Origin of the sequence: Phytopseudomonas flavescens (assembly GCF_900100535.1) — a bacterium.
Classification (GTDB): Bacteria; Pseudomonadota; Gammaproteobacteria; order Pseudomonadales; family Pseudomonadaceae; genus Aquipseudomonas; species Aquipseudomonas flavescens.
In genome coordinates this window covers 101131-121908 of record NZ_FNDG01000020.1, presented here as the reverse complement: position 1 = coordinate 121908, position 20778 = coordinate 101131, and the positions used below count along the sequence as shown (strand labels likewise).

Here is a 20778-nt window from a genome sequence, read left to right as displayed (position 1 = left end):
CTGCATCCGTCCAGCCTTGCTGATGCGAGCTCGAGGCTCTGGATACCGTTCGGACTTATCAGGATGAGTGTGGAGGAGCGCAGCGCAATCTACGTCGCAAGCTCGAGGCTTAAGGGTGGACACAGCTTGCAGCTCCTCCCCCGATGATCAGTCGGGAACTATCGCCTCTCGTGAGGCAGTAGTCGAGATACAAGGGTGGACGACGCTTCATCCGTCCACCGCTCTGAGATCGCGATGGTGGATGAAAAGAGCGTCATCCACCCTACGTCTGCTTCCGCCTTACAGCGGCCTCACTGCGAATCAAACCGGGAGAGCGACCATGAGCAACGACAAGTACGAGAAGGGCCTGCAGATCCGCACTCAGGTGCTGGGCGAGGATTACGTGAAGCGCTCGGTGGAGAATGCCGACGACTTCAACCGCCCGCTGCAGGAGCTGGTCACCGAATACTGCTGGGGGCATGTGTGGGGTCGTGAAGGCTTATCGATGCGCGAACGCAGCATGATAAACTTGGCCATGATTTCCGCGCTCAATCGCCCGCACGAGCTGAAGTTGCACATTCGCGGTGCCCTGCGCAACGGCCTCGACCGCGAGCAGATTCGCGAGATTCTGCTGCAGGTCGGCATTTACTGCGGTGTGCCTGCCGCAGTCGACAGCTTCCGCATCGCCCGCGAGGCGTTCGCCGAGGCGGATGCCGAAGCCCAGCAGGCCGAGGCATCGTTTGAGTGATCCCATACCTATAACTCGAGCCCTAACCATGAAACGCCAGCCGATCGACGACAGCTTCAAGGTCAACCGCAACCCCGTGACCCTGCGGGAGATCGTTCTGGACAAGCTGCGCAGCGCCATCATGAACTTCCAGTTGCTGCCCGGCGACCGCCTGGTGGAGCGCGATCTGTGCGATCGGCTGGGGGTCAGCCGCACCTCGGTGCGCGAGGCGCTGCGCCATCTGGAGTCGGAAGGCCTGGTGGAATTCGCCGACGCCAAGGGCCCGCGCGTGGCGATCATCACCCTGGAAGACGCCTGCGATCTCTACGAGCTGCGCTGCGTGCTGGAGGGCATGATCGTCCAGCTGTTCACCCTGCGCGCCCGGGCCAAGGACATCCGTGCCCTGGAGCGCGCCCTGGAGAACAACCGCAAGACCCTCGAGGAAGGCGAACTGCCGGACGTGCTGGAGTCGGTGCAGGAGTTCTACAACGTGCTGATGGAAGGCTCGGGCAACGACATCGCCGCCACCCAGCTGCGCCAGTTGCAGGCGCGCATCAGCTACCTGCGGGCCACCTCGGTATCGCAGAGCAATCGACGCAGCACCAGCAACCAGGAGATGGAGCGTATCGTCGAGGCGATCAAGAGCGGCGATCCGCTGGCCGCGCACCAGGCCTCGGTCGACCATGTGCGCGCCGCTGCCAAGGTCGCCCTGGAGTACCTGGAAGCCAAGCAGGAAGGCGCCAAGGCCCGCGATATCGTCGCCCCCATCGGTCTCGCAGACCCGCGTATCGGGCGCTGACCGCCATGCCCAGCCCGCGCTTCTGTCAGCAATGCGGCGGCGCGACGCTGGAACGGCGCCGCCCGCCCGGTGACGACCACGCACGCCTGGTGTGCGGCGGTTGCGGGCATATCCACTACGAAAACCCCAAGGTCATCACCGGCTGCATCATCGAGCAGGACGGCCGCTACCTGCTGTGCCAACGCGCCATCGCCCCGCGCGTCGGTACCTGGACACTGCCCGCGGGCTTCATGGAAAACGGCGAAACCACCGAGCAGGCGGCGCTGCGTGAAGTGCGCGAGGAAGCCGGGGTGGTGGCCGAGATCCTCTGCCCCTACTCGATCTTCAGCGTGCCCTCGATCAGCGAGGTATACCTGATCTTCCGTGCCCGGCTGCTGTACGACACCGGCTACTTCGGCAGCGAAACCCTGGCCCGCCGCTTCTTCGCCGCCGAGGACATCCCCTGGGAGCAGATCTACTACCCGGCCATCCGCCAGATCCTCGAACGCTACATCGCCGAGCGCGAAGCGGGCATCTACGGGATCTACACGGGCAGTGACGACACCGGCAAGGTGCACTTCATCCGCTAAAGCCAGGCTGTAAAAGCGGACGTTCACCCCATCGCTGTGGGAACGAGCCATGCCCGTGATTTCGCGCGCATGGCGCGCTCCCACAAAGGTGGACGCCGAAGGCCGCTTGCGCCCCACCGCCGCCCCCAGCAAGCATTCAGGGCGCCATGCCCTCGACGATGATCACCTCCGAGCGCGCCGCGCCAGCCCGGTAGCTGCTGGCTTGCTGGTAGGCCTCCGAGCGGTAGCAGGCCAGCGCCTGCTCGTACGACGCAAACTCGATCACCACGCTGCGCTGCGGCGTGTCACGGCCTTCCTGTGCCTCGGAGCGCCCGCCACGCGCCAGGAACGTGCCACCGAAGGCGGCGAAGACCGCCGGGGCGCGTTTGGTGTATTCGACGTAACGCTCAGGGTCGGTGACATCGACGTGCGCAATCCAGTAACCCTTCATGGTTGGTTCCTTTAAATTAATTTCGTATTACGGTATACCATAATTTACAATAACTCAGCCGACGAGATCCGCCATGCCCTTCCATCCCATTCGTGAACTCATCGATGACTTCCGCCAGGGCAAGATGGTGCTGCTGGTCGATGACGAAGACCGCGAGAACGAAGGCGACCTGCTGCTCGCCGCGCAGTTCTGCACGCCTCAGGCGATCAACTTCATGGCCCGTGAAGCCCGTGGGCTGATCTGCCTGACCCTGACCGACGAGCACTGCCAGCGCCTGGGGCTGGAGCAGATGGTACCGAGTAACGGTAGCGTGTTTTCAACCGCCTTCACCGTTTCCATCGAAGCCGCCAGCGGCATCAGCACGGGCATTTCCGCCGCCGACCGTGCGCACACGGTGCTGACTGCCGTTGCGCCTGGCGCGAAAGCCGCCGACCTGGTGCAGCCCGGCCACATCTTTCCGCTGAGAGCCAAGGAAGGCGGCGTACTGACCCGCGCCGGGCACACCGAGGCCGGCTGCGACCTGGCCAGGCTGGCCGGCCTGACCCCGGCGGCGGTGATCGTCGAAGTCATGAACGAGGACGGCAGCATGGCGCGCCGCCCGCAGCTGGAGGCCTTCGCCCAGTCCCACGGTATCAGGATCGGCACCATCGCCGACCTCATCCAGTACCGCCTGAGCACCGAGCACACCATTACCCGCATCGGCGAGCGCGAGCTGCCCACCGTACACGGCGAGTTCCGCCTGATCACCTATGAAGACCGCATAGCCGGGGGCGTGCACATGGCCATGGTGATGGGTGATATCCGTCATGACGAGCCGACCCTGGCGCGCGTGCATGCCATCGATCCGCTGCGCGATCTGGTAGGCGCCGAATACACCGGCCCGCGCAGCTGGACGCTGTGGGCTGCCCTGGAACGCATCGCCGCCGACGGCAAGGGCGTCGTCGTGGTGCTGGCCAACCACGAATCGTCCCAGGCGCTGCTCGAACGGGTACCGCAACTGACCCAGCCGCAGCGCCCGTTCGATCGCGGGCAGACACGGGTCTATTCGGAGGTCGGCACCGGGGCACAGATTCTGCAGGACCTCGGCGTCGGCAAGCTGCGCCACCTGGGCCCGCCGCTCAAGTACGCGGGTCTTGCCGGCTATGAACTGGAGGTCGTCGAGACCGTGCCCTTCGAGTGAGCAGAGGCCACGGATGACCGGTCGCGCAAGCGAGACAAGAAGTATGGCAAAGCGCTTGCGGAAAGCTTGGAATACCATAATATGATATCCCTGAGGCCAACCAGTTTATCGTGTGCCCGCGAGGGAAAAATCATAAAGACAACACCGGTATTGGCCGCCATTCAGATCCCCTGGATCCACTGCTCCGGTTAAGCGGGCACAACGCTCGCTTGCGAAAAAACACAACAAAGAGGGCAAGCAAGATGGTGTTTATCAAAGGTGTGACCTCGGTGCTCGCCGCGAGCATTCTGAGCGCAGCAGTCGCCACCACGGCCGCTGCCGAAACCGTCAATTTCGTGAGCTGGGGCGGTAGCACCCAGGACGCGCAGAAAGCCGCCTGGGCCGACCCGTTCAGCAAGAGCAGCGGCGTCACCGTGGTGCAGGACGGCCCTACCGACTACGGCAAGCTCAAGGCCATGGTCGAGAGCGGCAACGTGCAGTGGGACGTGGTCGACGTGGAAGCCGACTTCGCCCTGCGCGCCGCCGCCGAAGGTTTGCTGGAACCGCTGGACTTCGGCGTCATCGAGCGGGACAAGATCGACCCGCGCTTCGTCTCCGACCACGGTGTCGGCTCCTTCTACTTCTCCTTCGTGCTCGGCTACAACGAGGGCAGCCTCGGCGGCAAGAAGCCGCAGGACTGGGGTGCGCTGTTCGATACCGCGACCTACCCCGGCAAGCGCGCCCTCTACAAGTGGCCGAGCCCGGGCGTGATCGAGCTGGCCCTGCTGGCTGACGGCGTGGCCGCCGACAAGCTGTACCCGCTGGATCTGGATCGCGCCTTCAAGAAACTCGACAGCATCAAGAAAGACATCGTCTGGTGGGGCGGCGGCGCACAGTCGCAGCAACTCCTGGCCTCCGGTGAGGCGAGCCTTGGTCAGTTCTGGAACGGCCGCATCTATGCCTTGCAGGAAGAAGGCGCACCGGTGGCGGCGAGCTGGAAGCAGAACCTGGTCATGGCCGACTTCCTGGTCATCCCCAAGGGCGCCAAGAACAAGGACGCGGCCATGAAGTTCCTGGCTCACGCCAGCGGCGCCAAGGGCCAGGCCGACTTCGCCAACCTCACCGCCTACGCGCCGGTCAACGTCGACAGCGTGCAGCGTCTGGACTCGGTGCTGGCACCGAACCTGCCCACCGCGCACGTGAGCGATCAGATCACCCTGGACTACGCCTACTGGGCGAAGCACGGGGCGGACATCGCCACCCGCTGGAACGAATGGCTGGTGAAGTGAAATGACCGCGCTCCGTACCCCTGAGGTCGGTGCAGCAAGCCGTCGGCGCGACAGCGCCGACGGTAACCCGCAACGGGCGGCGCGCTGGCGCGGCGCCCCGTACCTGCTGCCGGCCCTGCTGTTCCTCGGCTTGTTCTTCCTGACGCCGCTGATCGGCCTGCTGCTGCGCGGCGTGCTGGAGCCGGAGCCAGGCCTGGGCAACTACGCACAACTGTTCGCCAATTCGGCCTACTCCAAGGTGCTGTTCAACACCTTCGCGGTAGCCGGGCTGGTGACCGTGATCAGCCTGCTGCTGGGGTTCCCCCTGGCCTGGGCGATCACCCTGATGCCGCGCGGCTGGGGCCGCTGGCTGCTGAATATCGTCCTGCTGTCGATGTGGACCAGCCTGCTGGCACGCACCTACTCCTGGCTGGTGCTGTTGCAGTCCTCGGGGGTGGTGAACAAGACGCTGATGGCCATGGGCATCATCGATCAGCCACTGGAGATGGTGCACAACCTGACCGGTGTGGTGATCGGCATGAGCTACATCATGATTCCGTTCATCGTGCTGCCCCTGCAGGCGACCATGAGCGCCATCGACCCGATGGTCTTGCAGGCCGGCTCGATCTGCGGCGCCAGCCCGTGGCGCAACTTCTTCAAGGTGTTCCTGCCGTTGTGCCGGCCGGGGATTTTCTCCGGTGGCCTGATGGTCTTCGTGATGTCCCTGGGTTACTACGTGACCCCGGCGCTGCTCGGCGGCGCGCAGAACATGATGCTGCCCGAATTCATCATCCAGCAGGTGCAATCGTTCCTTAACTGGGGCATTGCCAGCGCGGCGGCAGCCTTGCTGATCCTCATCACGCTGGTGCTGTTCTACGTCTACCTGAAGCTGCAACCGGAATCGCCGGTGGCTTCCAGCACTGCGAGGTAAACGCCATGCTGCTGTCACCCAATGCCATGGGCCGCGGCCTGCGCTACGGCCTCAATACGGTCACCGCGCTGATCGCCGTGTTCCTGCTGCTACCGATTCTGTTCATCGTGCTGCTGTCGTTCGGCTCCTCGCAGTGGCTGGTGTTCCCCCCACCGGGCTGGACGTTCAAGTGGTACGGGCAGTTCTTCTCCAACGCCCAGTGGATGGACGCGGCGCTGGTCAGCCTCAAGGTGGCCCTGCTGACGACCGTCTGCGCGGTCGCCATCGGGCTGCCCAGCGCCTTCGCCCTGGTGCGCGGCCGCTTCCCTGGCCGCGAGCTGCTGTACGCGCTGTTCACCCTGCCGATGATCGTGCCGCTGGTGATCATCGCCGTGGCGGTCTACGCCTTGTTCCTCAAGCTCGGCTACACCGGCACGCTGTTCGCCTTCGTGGTCAGCCACGTGATCGTCGCGCTGCCGTTCACCATCATCTCGATCATCAACTCGCTGAAGCTGTTCGATCAGTCCATCGAGGACGCCGCGGTGATCTGCGGCGCCACGCGCCTGCAGGCCATCGTCAAGGTGACCTTCCCGGCGATCCGTCCGGGCCTGGTGGCCGGCGGCCTGTTCGCCTTCCTGGTGTCCTGGGACGAAGTGGTGCTCAGCGTGATGATGGCCAGCCCCGGCCTGCAGACGCTGCCGGTGAAGATGTGGACGACGCTGCGCCAGGATCTCACCCCCGTGATCGCCGTCGCCTCGACGCTGCTGATCGGTCTTTCCCTGCTGGTCATGGTCATCGCCGCCATCGTGCGCCGGCGCACCGACGTCAACGCCTGAGTGCCGAGGAGAATTTCATGAGTGCTGTCATCCAAGAAAACCGGGCACCACAAACGCTGGTCAGCCTGCGCAACCTGAACAAGCACTACGGCGACTTCACCGCTGTGGATAACATTTCCCTGGAGATCCAGGAGGGCGAGTTCCTCACCTTCCTCGGCTCCAGCGGCTCGGGCAAGAGCACCACGCTGTCGATGCTGGCCGGCTTCGAAACCCCCAGCTCCGGGGAGATCCTGGTCGAGGGCAAATCCCTGCTCAACGTGCCGCCGCACAAGCGCGATATCGGCATGGTGTTCCAGCGCTATTCGCTGTTTCCGCACCTCGACGTGCGCCAGAACATCGCCTTTCCCCTGGCGATCCGCAAACTGAGCGCCGCCGAGCAGCAGCGCCAGGTCGAGGCCATGCTCAAGCTGGTGCAGCTCGGCGAGTTCGCGCACCGCCGTCCGGCACAACTTTCCGGCGGCCAGCAACAGCGCGTGGCGATTGCCCGCGCGCTGGTCTACGAACCGCGCATCCTGCTGATGGACGAACCCCTCGGCGCGCTGGACAAGAAGCTGCGCGAAGACCTGCAGGATGAGTTGCGTCATCTGCATCGGCGCCTGGGCATCACCATCGTCTACGTGACCCACGACCAGGAGGAAGCCATGCGCCTGTCACAGCGCATCGCCATCTTCAGCCACGGCAGGATCGTCGGCCTGGGCAGCGGTTATGACCTCTACCAGAACCCGCCGAACGTCTTCGTCGCCTCCTTCCTCGGCAACTCCAACTTCCTGCGGGCGACGGTCAGCGGGCAGGCCGCCGTGCAGTTCGAGCAACAGAGCCTGTCGATCACCCCGACCGCCAACCTGCAGAGCGGCCAGGACGTGCTGCTGATGCTGCGCCCCGAGAAAGCCCAGGTGCTGCCCCAGGACGTGGCGGCGCAAACGCCGTTGCCGGCGGGCTGGAACGAGATCCCCGTGCAGGTCGCCGAAGTGGTATTCCTGGGCGAGAGCCTGACCTGCCACGTGGTCACCCCCGGCGGCTGCCAGCTGACCCTCAAGGCCATGGGCAGCGGCCTGCAACCCCTGCAGCCCGGCGCCCGGGCGCGTGTGCGCTGGGCCGCCAGCGATGCCTGCCTGTACGACAGCTGGAACGAGAGCGAACTGACCAAGGGCGCCGGCGCCCACTAAGCGATTGCTCGCGTTGCCGTTGGGTGAACCGCCCGCCATTCACTGTGGAAATGCACCATGCGCGCGAATCGCGGGCATGGCCCGCTCCCACACAAGGTCACTGAACGGTTGCTCGTGGGATGGACCGGGGCCAGTACCTAGGCGCCCCGCCACCTCCACGTCCTTGCAATCGCAATGGTGGATGAAAAGAGCGTCATCCACCCTACGGCTTCGCCATGCGCGCGAATCGCCGGTATGGCGTGATCCCACACAGGTTCGCCGAACCGCAGTTCCCGCCCCATAAAGCGTTACGTCCTGCCCACAGTAAAGTGGTACTGCACTTCCCACCCAAGGCGGAGCCGCCCAGCGCAGGTTGCTGCCACTGCCTCTCCAGGTGCCTTTGGCAATCTGGAGCGCATTTTGCTATGTGCCAGTACGGCGCGTGACCGCGGCGAGTTCACCGGGTCGGCAGCCAGGGCATCTTTATCGTTCGGGAGGGATTTCCATGCGTACAGTGCTGGCCATGCTGCTGGGGCTGCAGTTCTTGTCCACCGCTCACGCCGAGCAGAGCATCACCTTCGTCAGTTGGGGTGGCACCACCCAGGCGGCGCAGGCCCGCGCCTGGAGCGAACCCTTCACCCGGCAGACCGGCATCCGTGTCGAGCAGGCCGGGCCCACCGACTATGCCGCCTTCAAGGCCATGGTGGAGAGTGGCCAGGTAACCTGGGACGTGGTCGACGTGGAAGCCGACTTCGCCCTGCGCGCCGGCCGGGAGGGGCTGCTCGAGCCCCTGGATTTCAAGCAGATCGCCAGGCGCACCATCGACCCGCGTTTCGTCACCATCTACGGCGCCGGCTCGTTCTATTTTTCCTTCATCCTCGGCTACAACACCCAGGTCCTGCGCGAGGCGCCGCAGAGCTGGGCGGCGCTGTTCGATACCCGCGCCTTCCCGGGCAAACGCGCGCTCTACAAGTGGCCGAGCCCAGGTGTGCTGGAGATCGCCCTGCTCGCCGATGGGGTAGCCGCCGACAAGCTGTACCCGCTGGATCTGGATCGCGCCTTCAGCAAGCTCGACAGCATCAAGGGCGATATCGCCTGGTGGGGCAGTGGTGACGAATCACAGCAGTTACTCGCCTCCGGCACCGCCAGCCTGGGCATGTTCTGGAACGGCCGGGTCAACGCCTTGCGCGATCAGGGTGCACCGGTGGCCATGAGCTGGCAGCAGAATCTGGTGGCCGGTGACTTTCTGGTGATCCCCCGTGGCTCGCGCAACGTCGCGGCAGCGCGCACTTTCATTGCCCATGCCACCAGCCCGAAACCCCAGGCCGAATTTGCCTCGCTGACCGGTTATGCGCCGGTCAACCTCGGCGCCTCGGCACTGGTGGATCCCAAGCTGGCGGAGAATCAGCCCGGTGCCCACAAAAGCGGGCAGATCACCCTGGATTTCAAGTATTGGAGCGTCAACGGCGAGCGCATCGCGCAACGCTGGAGCGCCTGGCAGGCAGCCAGCCGCTGACGCTTTTCGATAACACTGGTCACCGGACGCTCGCCAAAGTATTTTATATTATGGTATACCATGAACCATAAGCCTCGTGATCCTGCACGCCGGCCAGTCCCGACAGCGCCTCAAACGCACCGGGCTTTATAAGAATCGAGGAAAGCGACATGAAATTCTCTTTGTTCGTCCACATGGAACGCTACGACCAGGAAGTCGGCCATCGCGAGCTCTTCGAGCAACTGACCGAGTTGACCCTGCTGGCCGAGGCTGGTGGTTTCAGCACCGTGTGGGTTGGCGAGCACCACGCCATGGAATACACCATATCGCCGAGCCCGATGCCGATCCTGGCCTACCTGGCCGCCCGTACCAGCACCATCCGTCTGGGTGCCGGTACCATCATCGCGCCGTTCTGGAACCCGATCCGGGTGGCAGGTGAATGCGCCCTGCTCGACGTGATCAGCAACGGCCGCATGGAAGTCGGGCTGGCCCGCGGTGCCTATCAGTACGAATTCGATCGCATGGCCGGCGGCATGCCCGCCAGTGATGGCGGCAAGTACCTGCGCGAGATGGTGCCGGTGGTCAAGGCACTGTGGAAAGGTGACTACGCCCACGACGGCGAAATCTGGAAATTCCCCACCAGCACGTCGTCGCCCAAGCCGCTGCAGCAACCCCTGCCACCGGTGTGGATCGCCGCACGTGATCCGGACTCGCACAACTTCGCAGTCGCCAATGGCTGCAACGTGATGGTCACGCCATTGATGAAGGGCGACGAGGAAGTGGTCGACCTGAACAACAAGTTCAATGCCGCCCTGGCCAACAACCCGGACGTGCCACGCCCACAGCTGATGGTGTTGCGCCACACCCACGTACACCTGGCAGACGACCCCGAGGGCTGGAAGGTCGGTGCCGCTGCGATCTCGCGCTTCTACCGCACCTTCGATGCCTGGTTCGGCAACAAGATCACCCCGGTCGACGGCCTGCTGGAGCCAAGCCCCGAAGAGAAATTCAAGGAGCGCCCGGAGTTCGAGCTGGAGAACATCCGCAAGAACACCATGATCGGCACGCCCGAGGAAATCATCGCGCGCATTCGTCATTACCAGGAGCTGGGCGTCGACGAGTTCAGCTTCTGGGCTGACAACAGCCTGCCCCATGCCGAGAAGAAAAAGTCCCTGGAGCTGTTCATCCAGCACGTGGTGCCAGCCTTCCGCTGAGCCCGCAACCGCTGCCCCGGCCATGCCGGGCGGCGGCCTTCGCCCTTGCGGCGAGACGCAAAACCCTATCCGAATAAAGACAAGAAGTAGGTTTTCCCATGGTGTCCCGCACAACCTTGCTGCTCTATCCCTGCCCGTTCTCCCCCGTCTGCGGGCCCTCCCGCGACAGGCGCAACTGACCCGCTCAGCCGCCACCCCTCACGCATCCCCTCCGGTTCTGCCCCGTTCACGCGGAGCAGCGTGCCGTCGCCAATTTGCGCAGGAGAGCAGTCCATGTCCCAGCAAGAGCTCATCGAAAGCAACAGCGTTGGCCAGGTAGCCGATGCCGATCGTCACGGCCGTGTCCGTGATCTGTTCACCCTCTGGTTCAGCACCAATATCGCGCCGCTGCCCATCGTCACCGGTGCCATGGCCGTGCAGGTGTTCCACCTCAGCCTTGGCTGGGCGATCTGCGCCATTCTGGTCGGCCACCTGCTCGGCGGCATCGTCCTGGGTCTGGCCTCTGCCCAGGGTCCGCAACTGGGCTTGCCGCAGATGCTGCAGAGCCGCGGCCAGTTCGGTCGCTACGGCGCCCTGCTGGTGGTGGTGATCGCCGCCGTGCTGTACATCGGTTTCTTCATCTCCAACTGCGTGCTGGCCGGCAAGTCGATCCATACCGTGGCGCCGGATCTGCCGCTGCCTGCCGCGGTGCTGATCGGTGCCTGCGCCGCAACGCTGATCGGCATCCTGGGCTACAGCTTCATCCACACCCTCAACCGCATCGGCACCTGGGTAATGGGTATCGGCCTGCTCGCCGGGTTCATCGCGCTGTTCGCCAACGGCCTGCCGGCGGATTTCGCCAACCGTGGCGGCTTCAACCTCGCCGGCTGGCTGGCGATGGCCTCGCTGGGCGCCATCTGGCAGATCTCCTTCGCACCCTACACCTCGGACTACTCGCGCTACCTGCCGAAAAACGTGGGTATCTGGAAACCCTTCATCGCCACCTATACAGGCGCCGTTCTCGGTACCTCGCTGTGCTTCGTGTTCGGCACCCTGGTGGCGCTGTCGGTGAGCGCGGACACCGATACCATGGACGCGGTCAAGCAGAGCACCGGGGTATTCGGCCCGGTACTGATGGTGCTGTTCATCCTCAGCATCATCAGCCACAACGCCCTGAACCTGTACGGTGCGGTGTTGGCGCTGATCACCTCGGTGCAGACCTTCGCCGCCGACTGGGCACCCAGCCGTCAGGCCCGGGTAGCGCTTTCGGCAATTTTGCTGGTGGCCTGCTGCGTGGTCGCGGTCAGCGCGCCTGCGGACTTCATCTCGCGCTTCATGCAACTGATCCTGGCGATGATGATCGTGCTGGTGCCCTGGGCGGTGATCAACCTCGCCGACTTCTACCTGGTACAGAAACAGCGCTACCACATCCCTTCACTGTTCGACGCCACTGGCGGCATCTACGGGCGCTTCAACCCCAATGCGGTGAGCGCCTACGCCGTGGGCATCCTGGTACAGCTGCCGTTCGCGGTCACGCCGATCTACACCGGGCCGATGGCCAGCAAGCTCGATGGCGCCGACCTGTCCTGGCTGGTGGCGATCGTCGTTACCCTACCGCTGTACCTGCTGCTGTCACGCCGCGACACGCTGTACCGGCGCAAGCAGATATCCACCCTGTCGCGGGCCTGACGCTTGCGGCCAAGCCAGGCTACCGGGCTGATCCGGGAAAACGGATAGCGGCATGAGAAAGCCCTCGCCCTCGTGCGGGGGCCTTTCGTTCAGGGTCAACGGCTTTTCAACCTGCCACCTCGAAGATCGCACCTTCCACGCCCAGCACCTCGCCACTGGCGGAATACACGCCTACACCCGTCTCGCAGACCTCCTTGATTCGCCCGTCGGCGCAGCAGATGCGGTAACGCAGGTGAAAGGGCTCGTGCTTGAGCAAGGCGCATTGCACGCAGTACCAGACGTAATCGGCGTACTCGGCCAGGATCAGTGAGCCGAAGCTGTGAGCGGGATCGCGGGTCAGGTATTCGGCGCAGTAGCCGGTCAGCTGCAGGCAGCCTTCGCTGACGTAATCCATGTACCAGGTGCGGGCGTTGTCGCCGCGATAGATCAGCACCGGCAGGTCGTTGATCAACCCGGCGACACCCGCTGGCCCAACGACGGCCTGGGTACCGGCCGAGGCCTTGCCGGTGTGCCGATGCACCCAACTGGCCAGCTCCAGACGCGAGTGCAGGTGAAACTTGCGCAGCAGGCTGCGCACGTAGATTTTCACCGTGCCGTCGCTGATGCCCAGCTCGCGGGCGATCTGCTTGTTGCTGTTGCCCGCAGCGATCAACTGCAGGGTCTGCTCCTCACGTTCGGTCAGCGCGTTCGACGCTGCCACGGGAGCCGGGGCGAAACCGGCTGCACGCATGTTCTCCTCCCCGTCTTGTGCGGTGATTGGACAAATCACCACAGCAACTTCCATGCCTCGCCGGTGAGCACTACCCCTTTTTGCCTATCTCCTCTGGTGGATTGAGCGAGTAAGCGTGACAGGAAATTATCTTGCCTACAGAGAAACACCAGCCCTGCACCAACATATGACCTGATCGCTTCAATCCAGAGCAACAAGGATCGCCATGACCCGCACAGCCGAGCTGCATCCCTTCAGCGTGCCGCGATACCCCGGCGGCGACCCTGCCCAGCGAGTGAACCTTCGGCTTCTGGTCACCCAGGACGCCGGTCAGCAACGACAGGCGCAATGGCTGGCCCGTATCGACGCCAGCGAACTCTGCCACCTGGCCCTGCCGCAGTACGCCGACGAAGCCGCGCTGGGTGAAGCGCTGGGCACGCTGTTGAGCGAAGCCAGGGTCGGGGTGCACCTCGAGCTGCATGGCGACGAAGCCTTTATTTGGTCGCTGCGCGGGGTGGCACGAGCAGCCGGCCTGCTGGCCGAAGAGATCACCCTGCACTGCAGCGAAAGCGGCCGCCGCATGCTGTTCTGCGTGCATTGCGCCAGCCTGCAGGTGGGTACATCCGCGGCTCTGCAAGCCTGCAGCCACTGCGCTGTGCTGCTGGAAGTGCGCCAGCATTTCTCCGAGCGCCTGGGCGCCTACCTCGGCGTCTGCGCGGATGCCGACCAGCCCTATGCGCAGGCCCGCCCATGACTGCCTTCGAGGTGCGGGTCGGCGAGACCCGGATGATCACCCCGGTGATCCGCGAACTGTCGCTCGAACCCGTGAACGGCACGCTGCCGGCCTTTTCCGCTGGCAGCCACGTGCAGCTGCACCTGCCGAACGGCAAGCGCAACGCCTACTCGCTGCTCAGCGACCCGAGCGACACCAGCCACTACCGGATCGCCGTGCGCCAGCAGGCACAATCACGGGGCGGCTCGCGCTACGTGCATGAACAGTTGCAGACCGGCGATCGGTTGCGGATCTCGCCGCCGGCCAACCTCTTTGCGCTACACAGCACGGCGCGCCTGCACGTGCTGATCGCCGCCGGCATCGGCATCACCCCGTTCCTTGCCTACAGCACCGAACTGCTGCGCCGCGGCGACGCTTTCGAACTGCATTACGCCTACCGCACCGGGGTCAACGACGCCTACGTCGAGACCCTGCGCGAGCGGCTGGGCAAGCGCCTGCACGTTTACGAAAGCAGCAGCCGACGTCTCGACCTGGGCCAGTTGCTGAGCCATCGCCCGCTCGGCACTCACGTCTACGCCTGCGGCCCGCAATCACTGCTCGATGCCCTGCGCGAACAGAGCCTGGCCCTCGGCTGGCCAGCGGCGCGGGTGCACTGGGAGGCATTCGCCGCGCCGGAGCCGGGTGTGCCCTTCATCGTGGAACTGGCGCGCAGTGGCCGTCAGGTGGCTGTCGGCGCCGAGCAAAGCCTGCTCGAAGCCTTGGAGGATGCGGGTGTGGAGCTGCCCAACCTGTGCCGCGGCGGGGTCTGCGGCCAGTGCCAGACGCCCTACCTGAAAGGCGACGTGGAGCACCGCGACCTGTTTCTCGCCGCCGCCGAGCGCGCCACCAGCCTGATGCCCTGCGTCTCGCGTGGCTGCGGCAGCCCGATCCTGCTGGATATCTGATACCGGAGACATGCCATGACCCTGATCTTCAAACCGGCAGAGACCTACCGGGACGACTTCAGCTTCCGCAACAGCCCGGCCGCCATCGCCCGGTTCCCGTTTCCGTTCCCGGAAGACGCCTACATGTACTCGGTGAACATCGAGCCAGCGGTGTCGCGCGATCCGGGCTCGGTGTTCGAGCACTGCTTCGATGTGGACGAACATTACCTGTCGGAGATGGCCGAGCGCGCCCGCGTGCTGGAGCGTGACCCCGAGCGCTGCCTGGTGATGCCGCACATGGCCCAGGCCGCCTGGGATCTGCTGGAAATGCTGATGCAGCAGCTGGCCGCTGACTACCCGCAGCACTTCCAGCTTGAACGCAACGGCCCCGCCTGGCGCTGGCGCAACCTGGCCATGGGCATCGATCAGCCCTTCACCTTCGGCGCGGCCGACAGCCTGCCGTGCGAGCCGCTGGAATACATCACCCGGCAGATGCAGGGCGATTTCGCGGTGCTCGACCAGCGTGACGGCGACCTGTTCATGGACGCCGGCATGGTCACCTGCCCGGCCGACTGGTCGCTACGCTTTGACGCCGGAATGAGCTTCAAACAGTGGCACTCGCCCGTACCGATGGCCAACCAGATGGGCATCTTCGAACGCGCCCTGAAGTTTCTGCTGAACATTCAGGTCGGCCACCCGGTGCGCAGACTGAACTGGACGCTGACCATCAACCCACGCCTGGACACCTCGCCGGAGACCTTTCACGAATGGGGCAGCGACCGCGGCTCGGTCACCCCGGACAACGTCGGCCGCCTGGTGCACCTGCGCGTGGAGCTGCAGCTGATGGCCCGCCTGCCGCGCTCCAACGCCGTGCTGTTCAGCATCCGCACCTACCTGATCAGCATGCAAGAACTGGTCAGCAACCCGGCCTGGGCGCGCCGCCTGCACCGCGTGCTGCGCGACCTGCCGGATGCCATCGCCGACTACAAGGGCATGACCCGCTACCGCCAGACCCTGGTGGACTGGCTGCGCCAGTTCGATTCCGAAGCCTGACCCGATCACTACACGAGGATTCTCCCATGGCCAACTCATGGCGCATCAGCGCCCTGCGCGAACGCCACCTGGCGCTTGGTTCGAACCTGGAAGACTGGAACGGCATGGGCACCGCCTGGACCTATGCCAGCGATCTGGCCGACCATCATGAGGCTATCCGCACCCGCGCCGGGCTGATGGACGTCTCGGGCCTGAAGAAGGTGCACTACGTCGGCCCCCACGCCGAAAGCCTGCTCGACTACGCCACCACCCGCGACATGGCCAAGCTCTATCCCGGCAAGTCGGTGTACGCCTGCCTGCTCGACGAGGACGGCACCTTCATCGACGACTGTATCGTCTATCGCACCGGCCCCAACGCCTTCATGGTGGTGCACGGCGCCGGCACCGGCTACGAGATGCTGGTCCGCTCGGCACAGGGTCGTCAGGTCGCGGTACTGTTCGACGACGACCTCCACGACCTTTCCCTGCAAGGCCCGGCAGCCGTGGACTTTCTCGCCGAGCACGTACCCGGCATCCGCGAGCTGCCCTACTTCCATCACCTGCAGACCCGGCTGTTCGACCGCCCGGTGATGATCTCGCGCACCGGCTACACCGGCGAGCGCGGCTACGAGATCTTCTGCAAGGCCGCCGATGCGCCGCTGATCTGGGACGGCATCCTGGAACAGGGCCAGGGCCACGGCATCATCCCCTGCGCCTTCACCGCCCTGGACTGGCTGCGCGTGGAGAGCTACCTGCTGTTCTTCCCCTACGACAACTCGCAGATGTACCCCTTCGCCGACCAGAAGGCTGGCGACACGCTGTGGGAACTGGGCCTGGACTTCACCGTGTCGCCCGGCAAGCGCGACTTCCGGGGTGCCGCCGAGCACTACCGGCGCCAGGGCCGGGAACGCTTCAGGATCTTCGGTGTGCTGCTCGATGGCGATCAAGCCGCCGAGGGTGGCGACAGCCTCTGGCACGAAGGACGTCAGGTCGGCCTGATCACCTGCGCCATGTACTCGCGCCTGAGCGGACGCTCCATGGCCATCGCCCGGGTCGAACCGGGGATCGCCGAGCAGGGCGTGCCGCTGCAGGTACGCGGCAGCCTGCAGGTAAGCGCCATCGCCCACACCCTACCCTTCGACGATCCCGAGAAGAAGAAACGCACGGCGAAAGGCTGATTGCAGCTGCAAGCTTGGGAACACCGCTCGGAACGCTCCACGGCCATCTAACCATGAGGAGTCGTAGGGTGGACAACGCTCTTTTTGTCCACCATTGCGATTGCGAGGGTGGGGGCGGTGGACGGGTCGGGCCGCGTAGGTGAAGCGTCGTCCACCCTACGGATAGCCCCTATAACCACCACACCGCAGGTTAACCGCCTCGCCAACCGGAGAACCGAACATGAACCAACGTGTCGCCATCATCGGCGCCGGGCCCTGCGGCCTGGCCCAGTTGCGTGCTTTCCAGTCAGCCCAGGCCGCCGAGGCGGAGATTCCCGACCTGGTGTGCTTCGAGAAGCAGACCGACTGGGGCGGCATGTGGAACTACACCTGGCGCACCGGCCTGGACGAGCACGGCGAGCCGGTGCACGGCAGCATGTACCGCTACCTGTGGTCGAACGGGCCGAAGGAGTGCCTGGAGTTCGCCGACTACAGCTTCGACGAGCATTTCGGCCGGCCCATGGGCTCCTACCCGCCGCGAGAAGTGCTGTGGGACTACATCAAGGGCCGCGTGGAAAAGGCTGGCGTGCGCCCCTACATCCGCTTCGAAACCGCCGTGCGCAACGTCGAATACGACGCCACCAAGGGGCTGTTCACCGTCACCGCCCACGACCATGCCAACGACCGCACCTACAGCGAAACCTTCGACTACGTGGTGGTCGCCAGCGGCCACTTTTCCACACCCAACGTGCCTGACTTTCCCGGTTTCGAGCGCTTCGCCGGACGCGTGTTGCACGCCCACGACTTTCGCGACGCCCTGGAATTCAAGGGCAAAGACGTGCTCGTCGTCGGCGCCAGCTATTCGGCCGAAGACATCGGCTCGCAGTGCTACAAGTACGGTGCCCGTTCCATCACCAGTTGCTACCGCAGCGCGCCGATGGGCTACAAATGGCCGGCCAACTGGGAGGAGCGCCCACTGCTCAGCCACGTGCAGGGCAGCACCGCGTTCTTCGCAGACGGCAGTTGCAAGCACATCGACGCCATCATCCTGTGCACCGGCTATAAGCACCACTTCCCCTTTCTGCCGGAAGCGCTGCGCCTGAAAACAGGCAATCGCCTGTGGCCGCTGAACCTCTACAAGGGTGTTTTCTGGGAGCAGAACCCGCGGCTTATCTACCTCGGCATGCAGGATCAGTGGTACAGCTTCAACATGTTCGACGCCCAGGCCTGGTACGCCCGCGACGTGATTCTCGGGCGCATCGCCCTGCCCGCCGCTGCGGGCATGCACGCTGAAAACCTGGCCTGGCGCCAGGAAGAGGAGACGCTGGAAGGCGCCCAGCAGATGTTCGAATTCCAGGGCGAATACATCCGCCAGTTGATCGCCGCAACCGACTACCCGAGCTTCGACATCGCCGAGGTCAACGCCACCTTCCTGCAGTGGAAGAAAGACAAGTACGACAACATCATGGGCTACCGCGACAAGTGCTATCGCTCACTGATCACCGGCACCCTGGCCACGCCGCATCACACCCCCTGGCTGGAGGCCCTGGATGATTCGCTGAGTGCCTACCTGGCCGACGCACCCACCGACCGCCTGAAGTCCGCCAGCTGAGGCGCTGCCATGAACCTGCCTGTGACAAGCCGCCCACTGGAGCCGGCGCTGTTCGCCCGCGCCGCAGACCTGGAACGCCACCGCGTGGCTCCTGGCGGGCTGACGGTGTTCACCCTGGAGCCGGGGGATCGCCTGGAGGTGATCGACCTCGAGGGCGACCAGCCTGCCGAACTGCTGGCCTTCACCGAGGATGGCCGCCAAGCGCTGGCGGCACTGGGCCTGCAAGCCAGCGCTGGTGCCGATGCCATCGCCCACCTGCTGCACGATGGCAGCCGCGAGTCGATTCACGTCAGCAACGGGCTCACTCGTCGTGGTGTGGACTGTCGCCGCCTGCCGGCCGCCGCCCGGCTGTGGCCCGCCGCCACACCCGCAGGCTTCAGCCGCGAATTGCTGGCCAACGCTGCGCTGTGCGTGATCGTCGCCGCCCCTGGCGGGCGTAGCGCAGTACACAGCCAGCAGCGCGCCAGTGAACTCCGCGTGCTGCTGCATCGCGCCAACCCGCGCAGGCTCTGGGTGCCGCCACTTCCCGCGCCGCTGGGCGAGGTGATCGACGAATTCACCATCCACCCCGGCAGCGCACGCGACTACCTCGTCGCAGCCGGGCAGTTCGTCCAGGTGATCGACGTTGCCGGGCGCCAGTGTTCGGATTTCGTCGCCTTCGACCGCGCCGGCCTGGATACCGGGCGCGAGATCGACCTCGACCCCACCGTCACCCGTACCCTGAACGGCAACGCCTACCCGGGGCCGGGCCTGTTCAGCCGCTTCTACGACCGTGACATGCAACCCATGCTGGAGGTGGTGCGCGATACCGTCGGCCGCCACGATACCTTCGCCCTGGCCTGTGCGGCGCGCTACTACGAGGCGCACGGCTACTTCGGCCACGCCAACTGCAGCGACAACATCAGCCGCGCCATGGCCGCTCACGGCGTAGACCCGCGCGCCGGCTGGCCGGCGATCAATTTCTTCTACAACACCGCCATCGACGCGCACCAGCACCTGACGCTGGACGAACCCTGGTCGCGCCCTGGCGATTACGTGCTGCTCAAGGCGCTGACCGATCTGGTCTGCGCCAGCAGTTCCTGCCCGGACGACATCGACCCCGCCAATGGCTGGCAGCCCACCGATATCCATATCCGCGTGTATTCCGAGAAGGAGCGTTTCAGCCTCGCCATGGCCACTCGAAAAACAGCAGATGCCGAGCCGGTGCTGACCCGCGAAAGCGGCTTTCACGCCGGCATCTCGGCCCTCACCCGGCAGTTCGTCGACTACCGGGGCTTCTGGACACCGACCCGCTTCGATGGCTACGGCACCCTCTCGGAATACCACGGCTGCCGCGAACGCGTTGCGGTGATGGACCTTTCCGCGCTACGCAAATTCGAGGTGCTCGGGCCCGACGCCGAAGCGCTGCTCGACCACTGCCTGACCCGCGACGTGCGCAAGCTGGCGGTCGGTCAGGTGGTGTATTCGGCGATGTGCTTCGAGCACGGCGGCATGCTCGACGACGGCACCCTGCTGCGCCTCGGCGCCGATGCGTTTCGCTGGATCGGTGGCGAGGACTACGCTGGCATCTGGCTGCGTGAACAGGCTGCGAAACGGGGCATGAAGGTGTGGATAAAGAGCGCCTCCGAGCAGATCCACAACGTCGCCGTGCAGGGCCCGCTGAGCCGCCAACTGCTCGCGCAGATGATCTGGACGCCCGGCACCCAGCCAAGTCTGGAGAAGCTGGGCTGGTTCCGCTTTCTGGTCGGCCGCCTGGATGACTACAACGGCCCGCCCGTGATGGTGTCGCGCACCGGCTATACCGGCGAGCTGGGCTACGAAATCTGGTGTCATCCCCACGATGCGCTGCAGGTGTGGCAACGCCTGTGGCAGCTCGGCGAACCCCTGGGCCTGGTACCGCTCGGTCTCGAAGCGCTGGACATGCTGCGTATCGAAGCCGGGCTGATCTTCGCCGGCTACGAATTCGACGACCAGACCGATCCGTTCGAGGCCGGCATTGGCTTCTGTGTGCCACTCAAGAGCAAGGCGGCGGATTTCATCGGCCGCGATGCGCTGGCAAGGCGCAGCGCAGCACCCCGCCACAAGCTGGTCGGCCTGCAGCTGGAAGGCAACGAAACCGCGGCCCACGGCGACGGCGTATACAGCGGCCGGGCCCGTGTCGGCGTGGCCACCAGTGCCACGCGCTCACCACTGCTGGGCCGCAACATCGCCCTGTGTCGCCTGGATGTCGGCTACTGCGCGCCGGGTACCGTCGTCGAGATAGGCAAGCTCGATGGCCAGCAGAAGCGCATTCGCGCCCAGGTCAGCGCCAGCACCGTCGCCTACGACCCGGGCAAGATCAGGGTGCGGGCATAACCGAATCGCTTGTGGAAAGAGAATTGCTTGGTGATGGCCATTCGATCTCACGGAGGTG

At 64.9% G+C, this 20778-nt stretch carries 19 protein-coding genes; 17 read left to right on the top strand and 2 right to left on the bottom strand.

Annotation, left to right across the window (positions count from 1 at the left end; translation table 11 throughout):
- Nucleotides 1-319 precede the first annotated feature (319 nt).
- Genes BLR94_RS21725 through BLR94_RS21715 form a run of 3 tightly spaced genes read left to right on the top strand, consistent with a single transcriptional unit; the run spans nt 320 to nt 2074 of the window.
- Nucleotides 320-727 carry a carboxymuconolactone decarboxylase family protein gene (locus BLR94_RS21725; RefSeq protein WP_084307995.1) on the top strand — a complete coding sequence of 136 codons (408 nt, stop codon included), beginning with the start codon at nt 320-322 and terminating at the stop codon, nt 725-727.
- A gap of 28 nt (nt 728-755) precedes the next feature.
- Complete coding sequence (locus BLR94_RS21720) at nt 756-1505, top strand: GntR family transcriptional regulator (RefSeq protein ID WP_084307994.1); 750 nt, start codon at nt 756-758, stop codon at nt 1503-1505.
- A gap of 5 nt (nt 1506-1510) precedes the next feature.
- Complete coding sequence (locus BLR94_RS21715; RefSeq protein ID WP_084307993.1) at nt 1511-2074, top strand: NUDIX hydrolase; 564 nt, start codon at nt 1511-1513, stop codon at nt 2072-2074.
- A gap of 136 nt (nt 2075-2210) precedes the next feature.
- On the opposite strand, the gene BLR94_RS21710 is transcribed toward BLR94_RS21715, so the two are convergent.
- On the bottom strand, nt 2211-2504 hold the full coding sequence (locus tag BLR94_RS21710; protein ID WP_084307992.1) for a DUF1330 domain-containing protein: 294 nt from the start codon (nt 2502-2504) through the stop codon (nt 2211-2213).
- Between the two features lie 73 nt (nt 2505-2577).
- On the opposite strand from BLR94_RS21710, the gene ribBA reads away from it, so the two are divergent.
- The 8 genes from ribBA (at nt 2578) to BLR94_RS21670 (ending at nt 12199) form a co-directional block, all read left to right on the top strand.
- The gene (gene ribBA, locus BLR94_RS21705) at nt 2578-3684 is read left to right on the top strand and encodes a bifunctional 3,4-dihydroxy-2-butanone-4-phosphate synthase/GTP cyclohydrolase II (protein WP_084307991.1); all 1107 of its coding nucleotides are present in this window, start codon (nt 2578-2580) and stop codon (nt 3682-3684) included.
- Nucleotides 3685-3926: 242 nt separating this feature from the next.
- On the top strand, nt 3927-4952 hold the full coding sequence (locus BLR94_RS21700) for a polyamine ABC transporter substrate-binding protein (protein WP_084307990.1): 1026 nt from the start codon (nt 3927-3929) through the stop codon (nt 4950-4952).
- Between the two features lies 1 nt (nt 4953).
- On the top strand, nt 4954-5862 hold the full coding sequence (locus BLR94_RS21695) for an ABC transporter permease (RefSeq protein ID WP_084307989.1): 909 nt from the start codon (nt 4954-4956) through the stop codon (nt 5860-5862).
- Nucleotides 5863-5867: 5 nt separating this feature from the next.
- The gene (locus BLR94_RS21690) at nt 5868-6677 is read left to right on the top strand and encodes an ABC transporter permease (protein WP_084307988.1); all 810 of its coding nucleotides are present in this window, start codon (nt 5868-5870) and stop codon (nt 6675-6677) included.
- A gap of 17 nt (nt 6678-6694) precedes the next feature.
- Nucleotides 6695-7843, top strand: a complete 1149-nt coding sequence (locus BLR94_RS21685) for an ABC transporter ATP-binding protein (protein ID WP_084307987.1) — start codon at nt 6695-6697, stop codon at nt 7841-7843.
- A gap of 484 nt (nt 7844-8327) precedes the next feature.
- Nucleotides 8328-9338, top strand: a complete 1011-nt coding sequence (locus BLR94_RS21680) for an ABC transporter substrate-binding protein (protein ID WP_084307986.1) — start codon at nt 8328-8330, stop codon at nt 9336-9338.
- Nucleotides 9339-9487: 149 nt separating this feature from the next.
- Nucleotides 9488-10531 (top strand): LLM class flavin-dependent oxidoreductase, encoded by a 1044-nt coding sequence (locus BLR94_RS21675; RefSeq protein WP_042553448.1) that lies wholly within the window; start codon nt 9488-9490, stop codon nt 10529-10531.
- A gap of 273 nt (nt 10532-10804) precedes the next feature.
- A complete protein-coding gene (locus tag BLR94_RS21670; protein WP_084307985.1) occupies nt 10805-12199 on the top strand; it encodes a purine-cytosine permease family protein in 1395 nt (464 codons plus the stop codon).
- Nucleotides 12200-12305: 106 nt separating this feature from the next.
- On the opposite strand, the gene BLR94_RS21665 is transcribed toward BLR94_RS21670, so the two are convergent.
- Nucleotides 12306-12929 (bottom strand): LuxR C-terminal-related transcriptional regulator, encoded by a 624-nt coding sequence (locus BLR94_RS21665; RefSeq protein WP_084307984.1) that lies wholly within the window; start codon nt 12927-12929, stop codon nt 12306-12308.
- A 205-nt stretch (nt 12930-13134) separates the two neighbouring features.
- Between BLR94_RS21665 and BLR94_RS21660 the strand changes: the two genes are divergently transcribed.
- The 6 genes from BLR94_RS21660 to BLR94_RS21635 all read left to right on the top strand — a co-directional run bounded on the left by BLR94_RS21660 (nt 13135) and on the right by BLR94_RS21635 (nt 20720).
- Nucleotides 13135-13662, top strand: coding sequence for a dimethylamine monooxygenase subunit DmmA family protein (locus tag BLR94_RS21660; RefSeq protein ID WP_084307983.1), 528 nt, complete (start codon nt 13135-13137; stop codon nt 13660-13662).
- Entirely contained in the window at nt 13659-14585 is a 927-nt protein-coding gene (locus BLR94_RS21655) for a PDR/VanB family oxidoreductase (protein WP_084307982.1), read from the top strand. The genes BLR94_RS21660 and BLR94_RS21655 overlap by 4 nt, the downstream gene beginning before the upstream one ends.
- A 15-nt stretch (nt 14586-14600) precedes the next feature.
- Nucleotides 14601-15617 carry a heme-dependent oxidative N-demethylase family protein gene (locus tag BLR94_RS21650; RefSeq protein WP_084307981.1) on the top strand — a complete coding sequence of 339 codons (1017 nt, stop codon included), beginning with the start codon at nt 14601-14603 and terminating at the stop codon, nt 15615-15617.
- A 26-nt stretch (nt 15618-15643) separates the two neighbouring features.
- Nucleotides 15644-16774 (top strand): aminomethyl transferase family protein, encoded by a 1131-nt coding sequence (locus tag BLR94_RS21645; protein WP_084307980.1) that lies wholly within the window; start codon nt 15644-15646, stop codon nt 16772-16774.
- A gap of 220 nt (nt 16775-16994) precedes the next feature.
- Complete coding sequence (locus BLR94_RS21640) at nt 16995-18365, top strand: flavin-containing monooxygenase (protein ID WP_084307979.1); 1371 nt, start codon at nt 16995-16997, stop codon at nt 18363-18365.
- A gap of 9 nt (nt 18366-18374) precedes the next feature.
- The gene (locus tag BLR94_RS21635) at nt 18375-20720 is read left to right on the top strand and encodes a trimethylamine N-oxide demethylase (protein WP_084307978.1); all 2346 of its coding nucleotides are present in this window, start codon (nt 18375-18377) and stop codon (nt 20718-20720) included.
- The last annotated feature ends 58 nt before the right edge of the window (nt 20721-20778 follow it).

What these genes read in the sequence shown, in the direction of transcription:
- BLR94_RS21725 (WP_084307995.1), top strand. Translation starts at nt 320, where the DNA reads ATGAGCAACGACAAGTACGAGAAGGGCCTGCAGATCCGCACTCAGGTG.
- BLR94_RS21720 (WP_084307994.1), top strand. Translation starts at nt 756, where the DNA reads ATGAAACGCCAGCCGATCGACGACAGCTTCAAGGTCAACCGCAACCCC.
- BLR94_RS21715 (WP_084307993.1), top strand. Translation starts at nt 1,511, where the DNA reads ATGCCCAGCCCGCGCTTCTGTCAGCAATGCGGCGGCGCGACGCTGGAA.
- BLR94_RS21710 (WP_084307992.1), bottom strand. Translation starts at nt 2,504, where the DNA reads ATGAAGGGTTACTGGATTGCGCACGTCGATGTCACCGACCCTGAGCGT.
- ribBA (WP_084307991.1), top strand. Translation starts at nt 2,578, where the DNA reads ATGCCCTTCCATCCCATTCGTGAACTCATCGATGACTTCCGCCAGGGC.
- BLR94_RS21700 (WP_084307990.1), top strand. Translation starts at nt 3,927, where the DNA reads ATGGTGTTTATCAAAGGTGTGACCTCGGTGCTCGCCGCGAGCATTCTG.
- BLR94_RS21695 (WP_084307989.1), top strand. Translation starts at nt 4,954, where the DNA reads ATGACCGCGCTCCGTACCCCTGAGGTCGGTGCAGCAAGCCGTCGGCGC.
- BLR94_RS21690 (WP_084307988.1), top strand. Translation starts at nt 5,868, where the DNA reads ATGCTGCTGTCACCCAATGCCATGGGCCGCGGCCTGCGCTACGGCCTC.
- BLR94_RS21685 (WP_084307987.1), top strand. Translation starts at nt 6,695, where the DNA reads ATGAGTGCTGTCATCCAAGAAAACCGGGCACCACAAACGCTGGTCAGC.
- BLR94_RS21680 (WP_084307986.1), top strand. Translation starts at nt 8,328, where the DNA reads ATGCGTACAGTGCTGGCCATGCTGCTGGGGCTGCAGTTCTTGTCCACC.
- BLR94_RS21675 (WP_042553448.1), top strand. Translation starts at nt 9,488, where the DNA reads ATGAAATTCTCTTTGTTCGTCCACATGGAACGCTACGACCAGGAAGTC.
- BLR94_RS21670 (WP_084307985.1), top strand. Translation starts at nt 10,805, where the DNA reads ATGTCCCAGCAAGAGCTCATCGAAAGCAACAGCGTTGGCCAGGTAGCC.
- BLR94_RS21665 (WP_084307984.1), bottom strand. Translation starts at nt 12,929, where the DNA reads ATGCGTGCAGCCGGTTTCGCCCCGGCTCCCGTGGCAGCGTCGAACGCG.
- BLR94_RS21660 (WP_084307983.1), top strand. Translation starts at nt 13,135, where the DNA reads ATGACCCGCACAGCCGAGCTGCATCCCTTCAGCGTGCCGCGATACCCC.
- BLR94_RS21655 (WP_084307982.1), top strand. Translation starts at nt 13,659, where the DNA reads ATGACTGCCTTCGAGGTGCGGGTCGGCGAGACCCGGATGATCACCCCG.
- BLR94_RS21650 (WP_084307981.1), top strand. Translation starts at nt 14,601, where the DNA reads ATGACCCTGATCTTCAAACCGGCAGAGACCTACCGGGACGACTTCAGC.
- BLR94_RS21645 (WP_084307980.1), top strand. Translation starts at nt 15,644, where the DNA reads ATGGCCAACTCATGGCGCATCAGCGCCCTGCGCGAACGCCACCTGGCG.
- BLR94_RS21640 (WP_084307979.1), top strand. Translation starts at nt 16,995, where the DNA reads ATGAACCAACGTGTCGCCATCATCGGCGCCGGGCCCTGCGGCCTGGCC.
- BLR94_RS21635 (WP_084307978.1), top strand. Translation starts at nt 18,375, where the DNA reads ATGAACCTGCCTGTGACAAGCCGCCCACTGGAGCCGGCGCTGTTCGCC.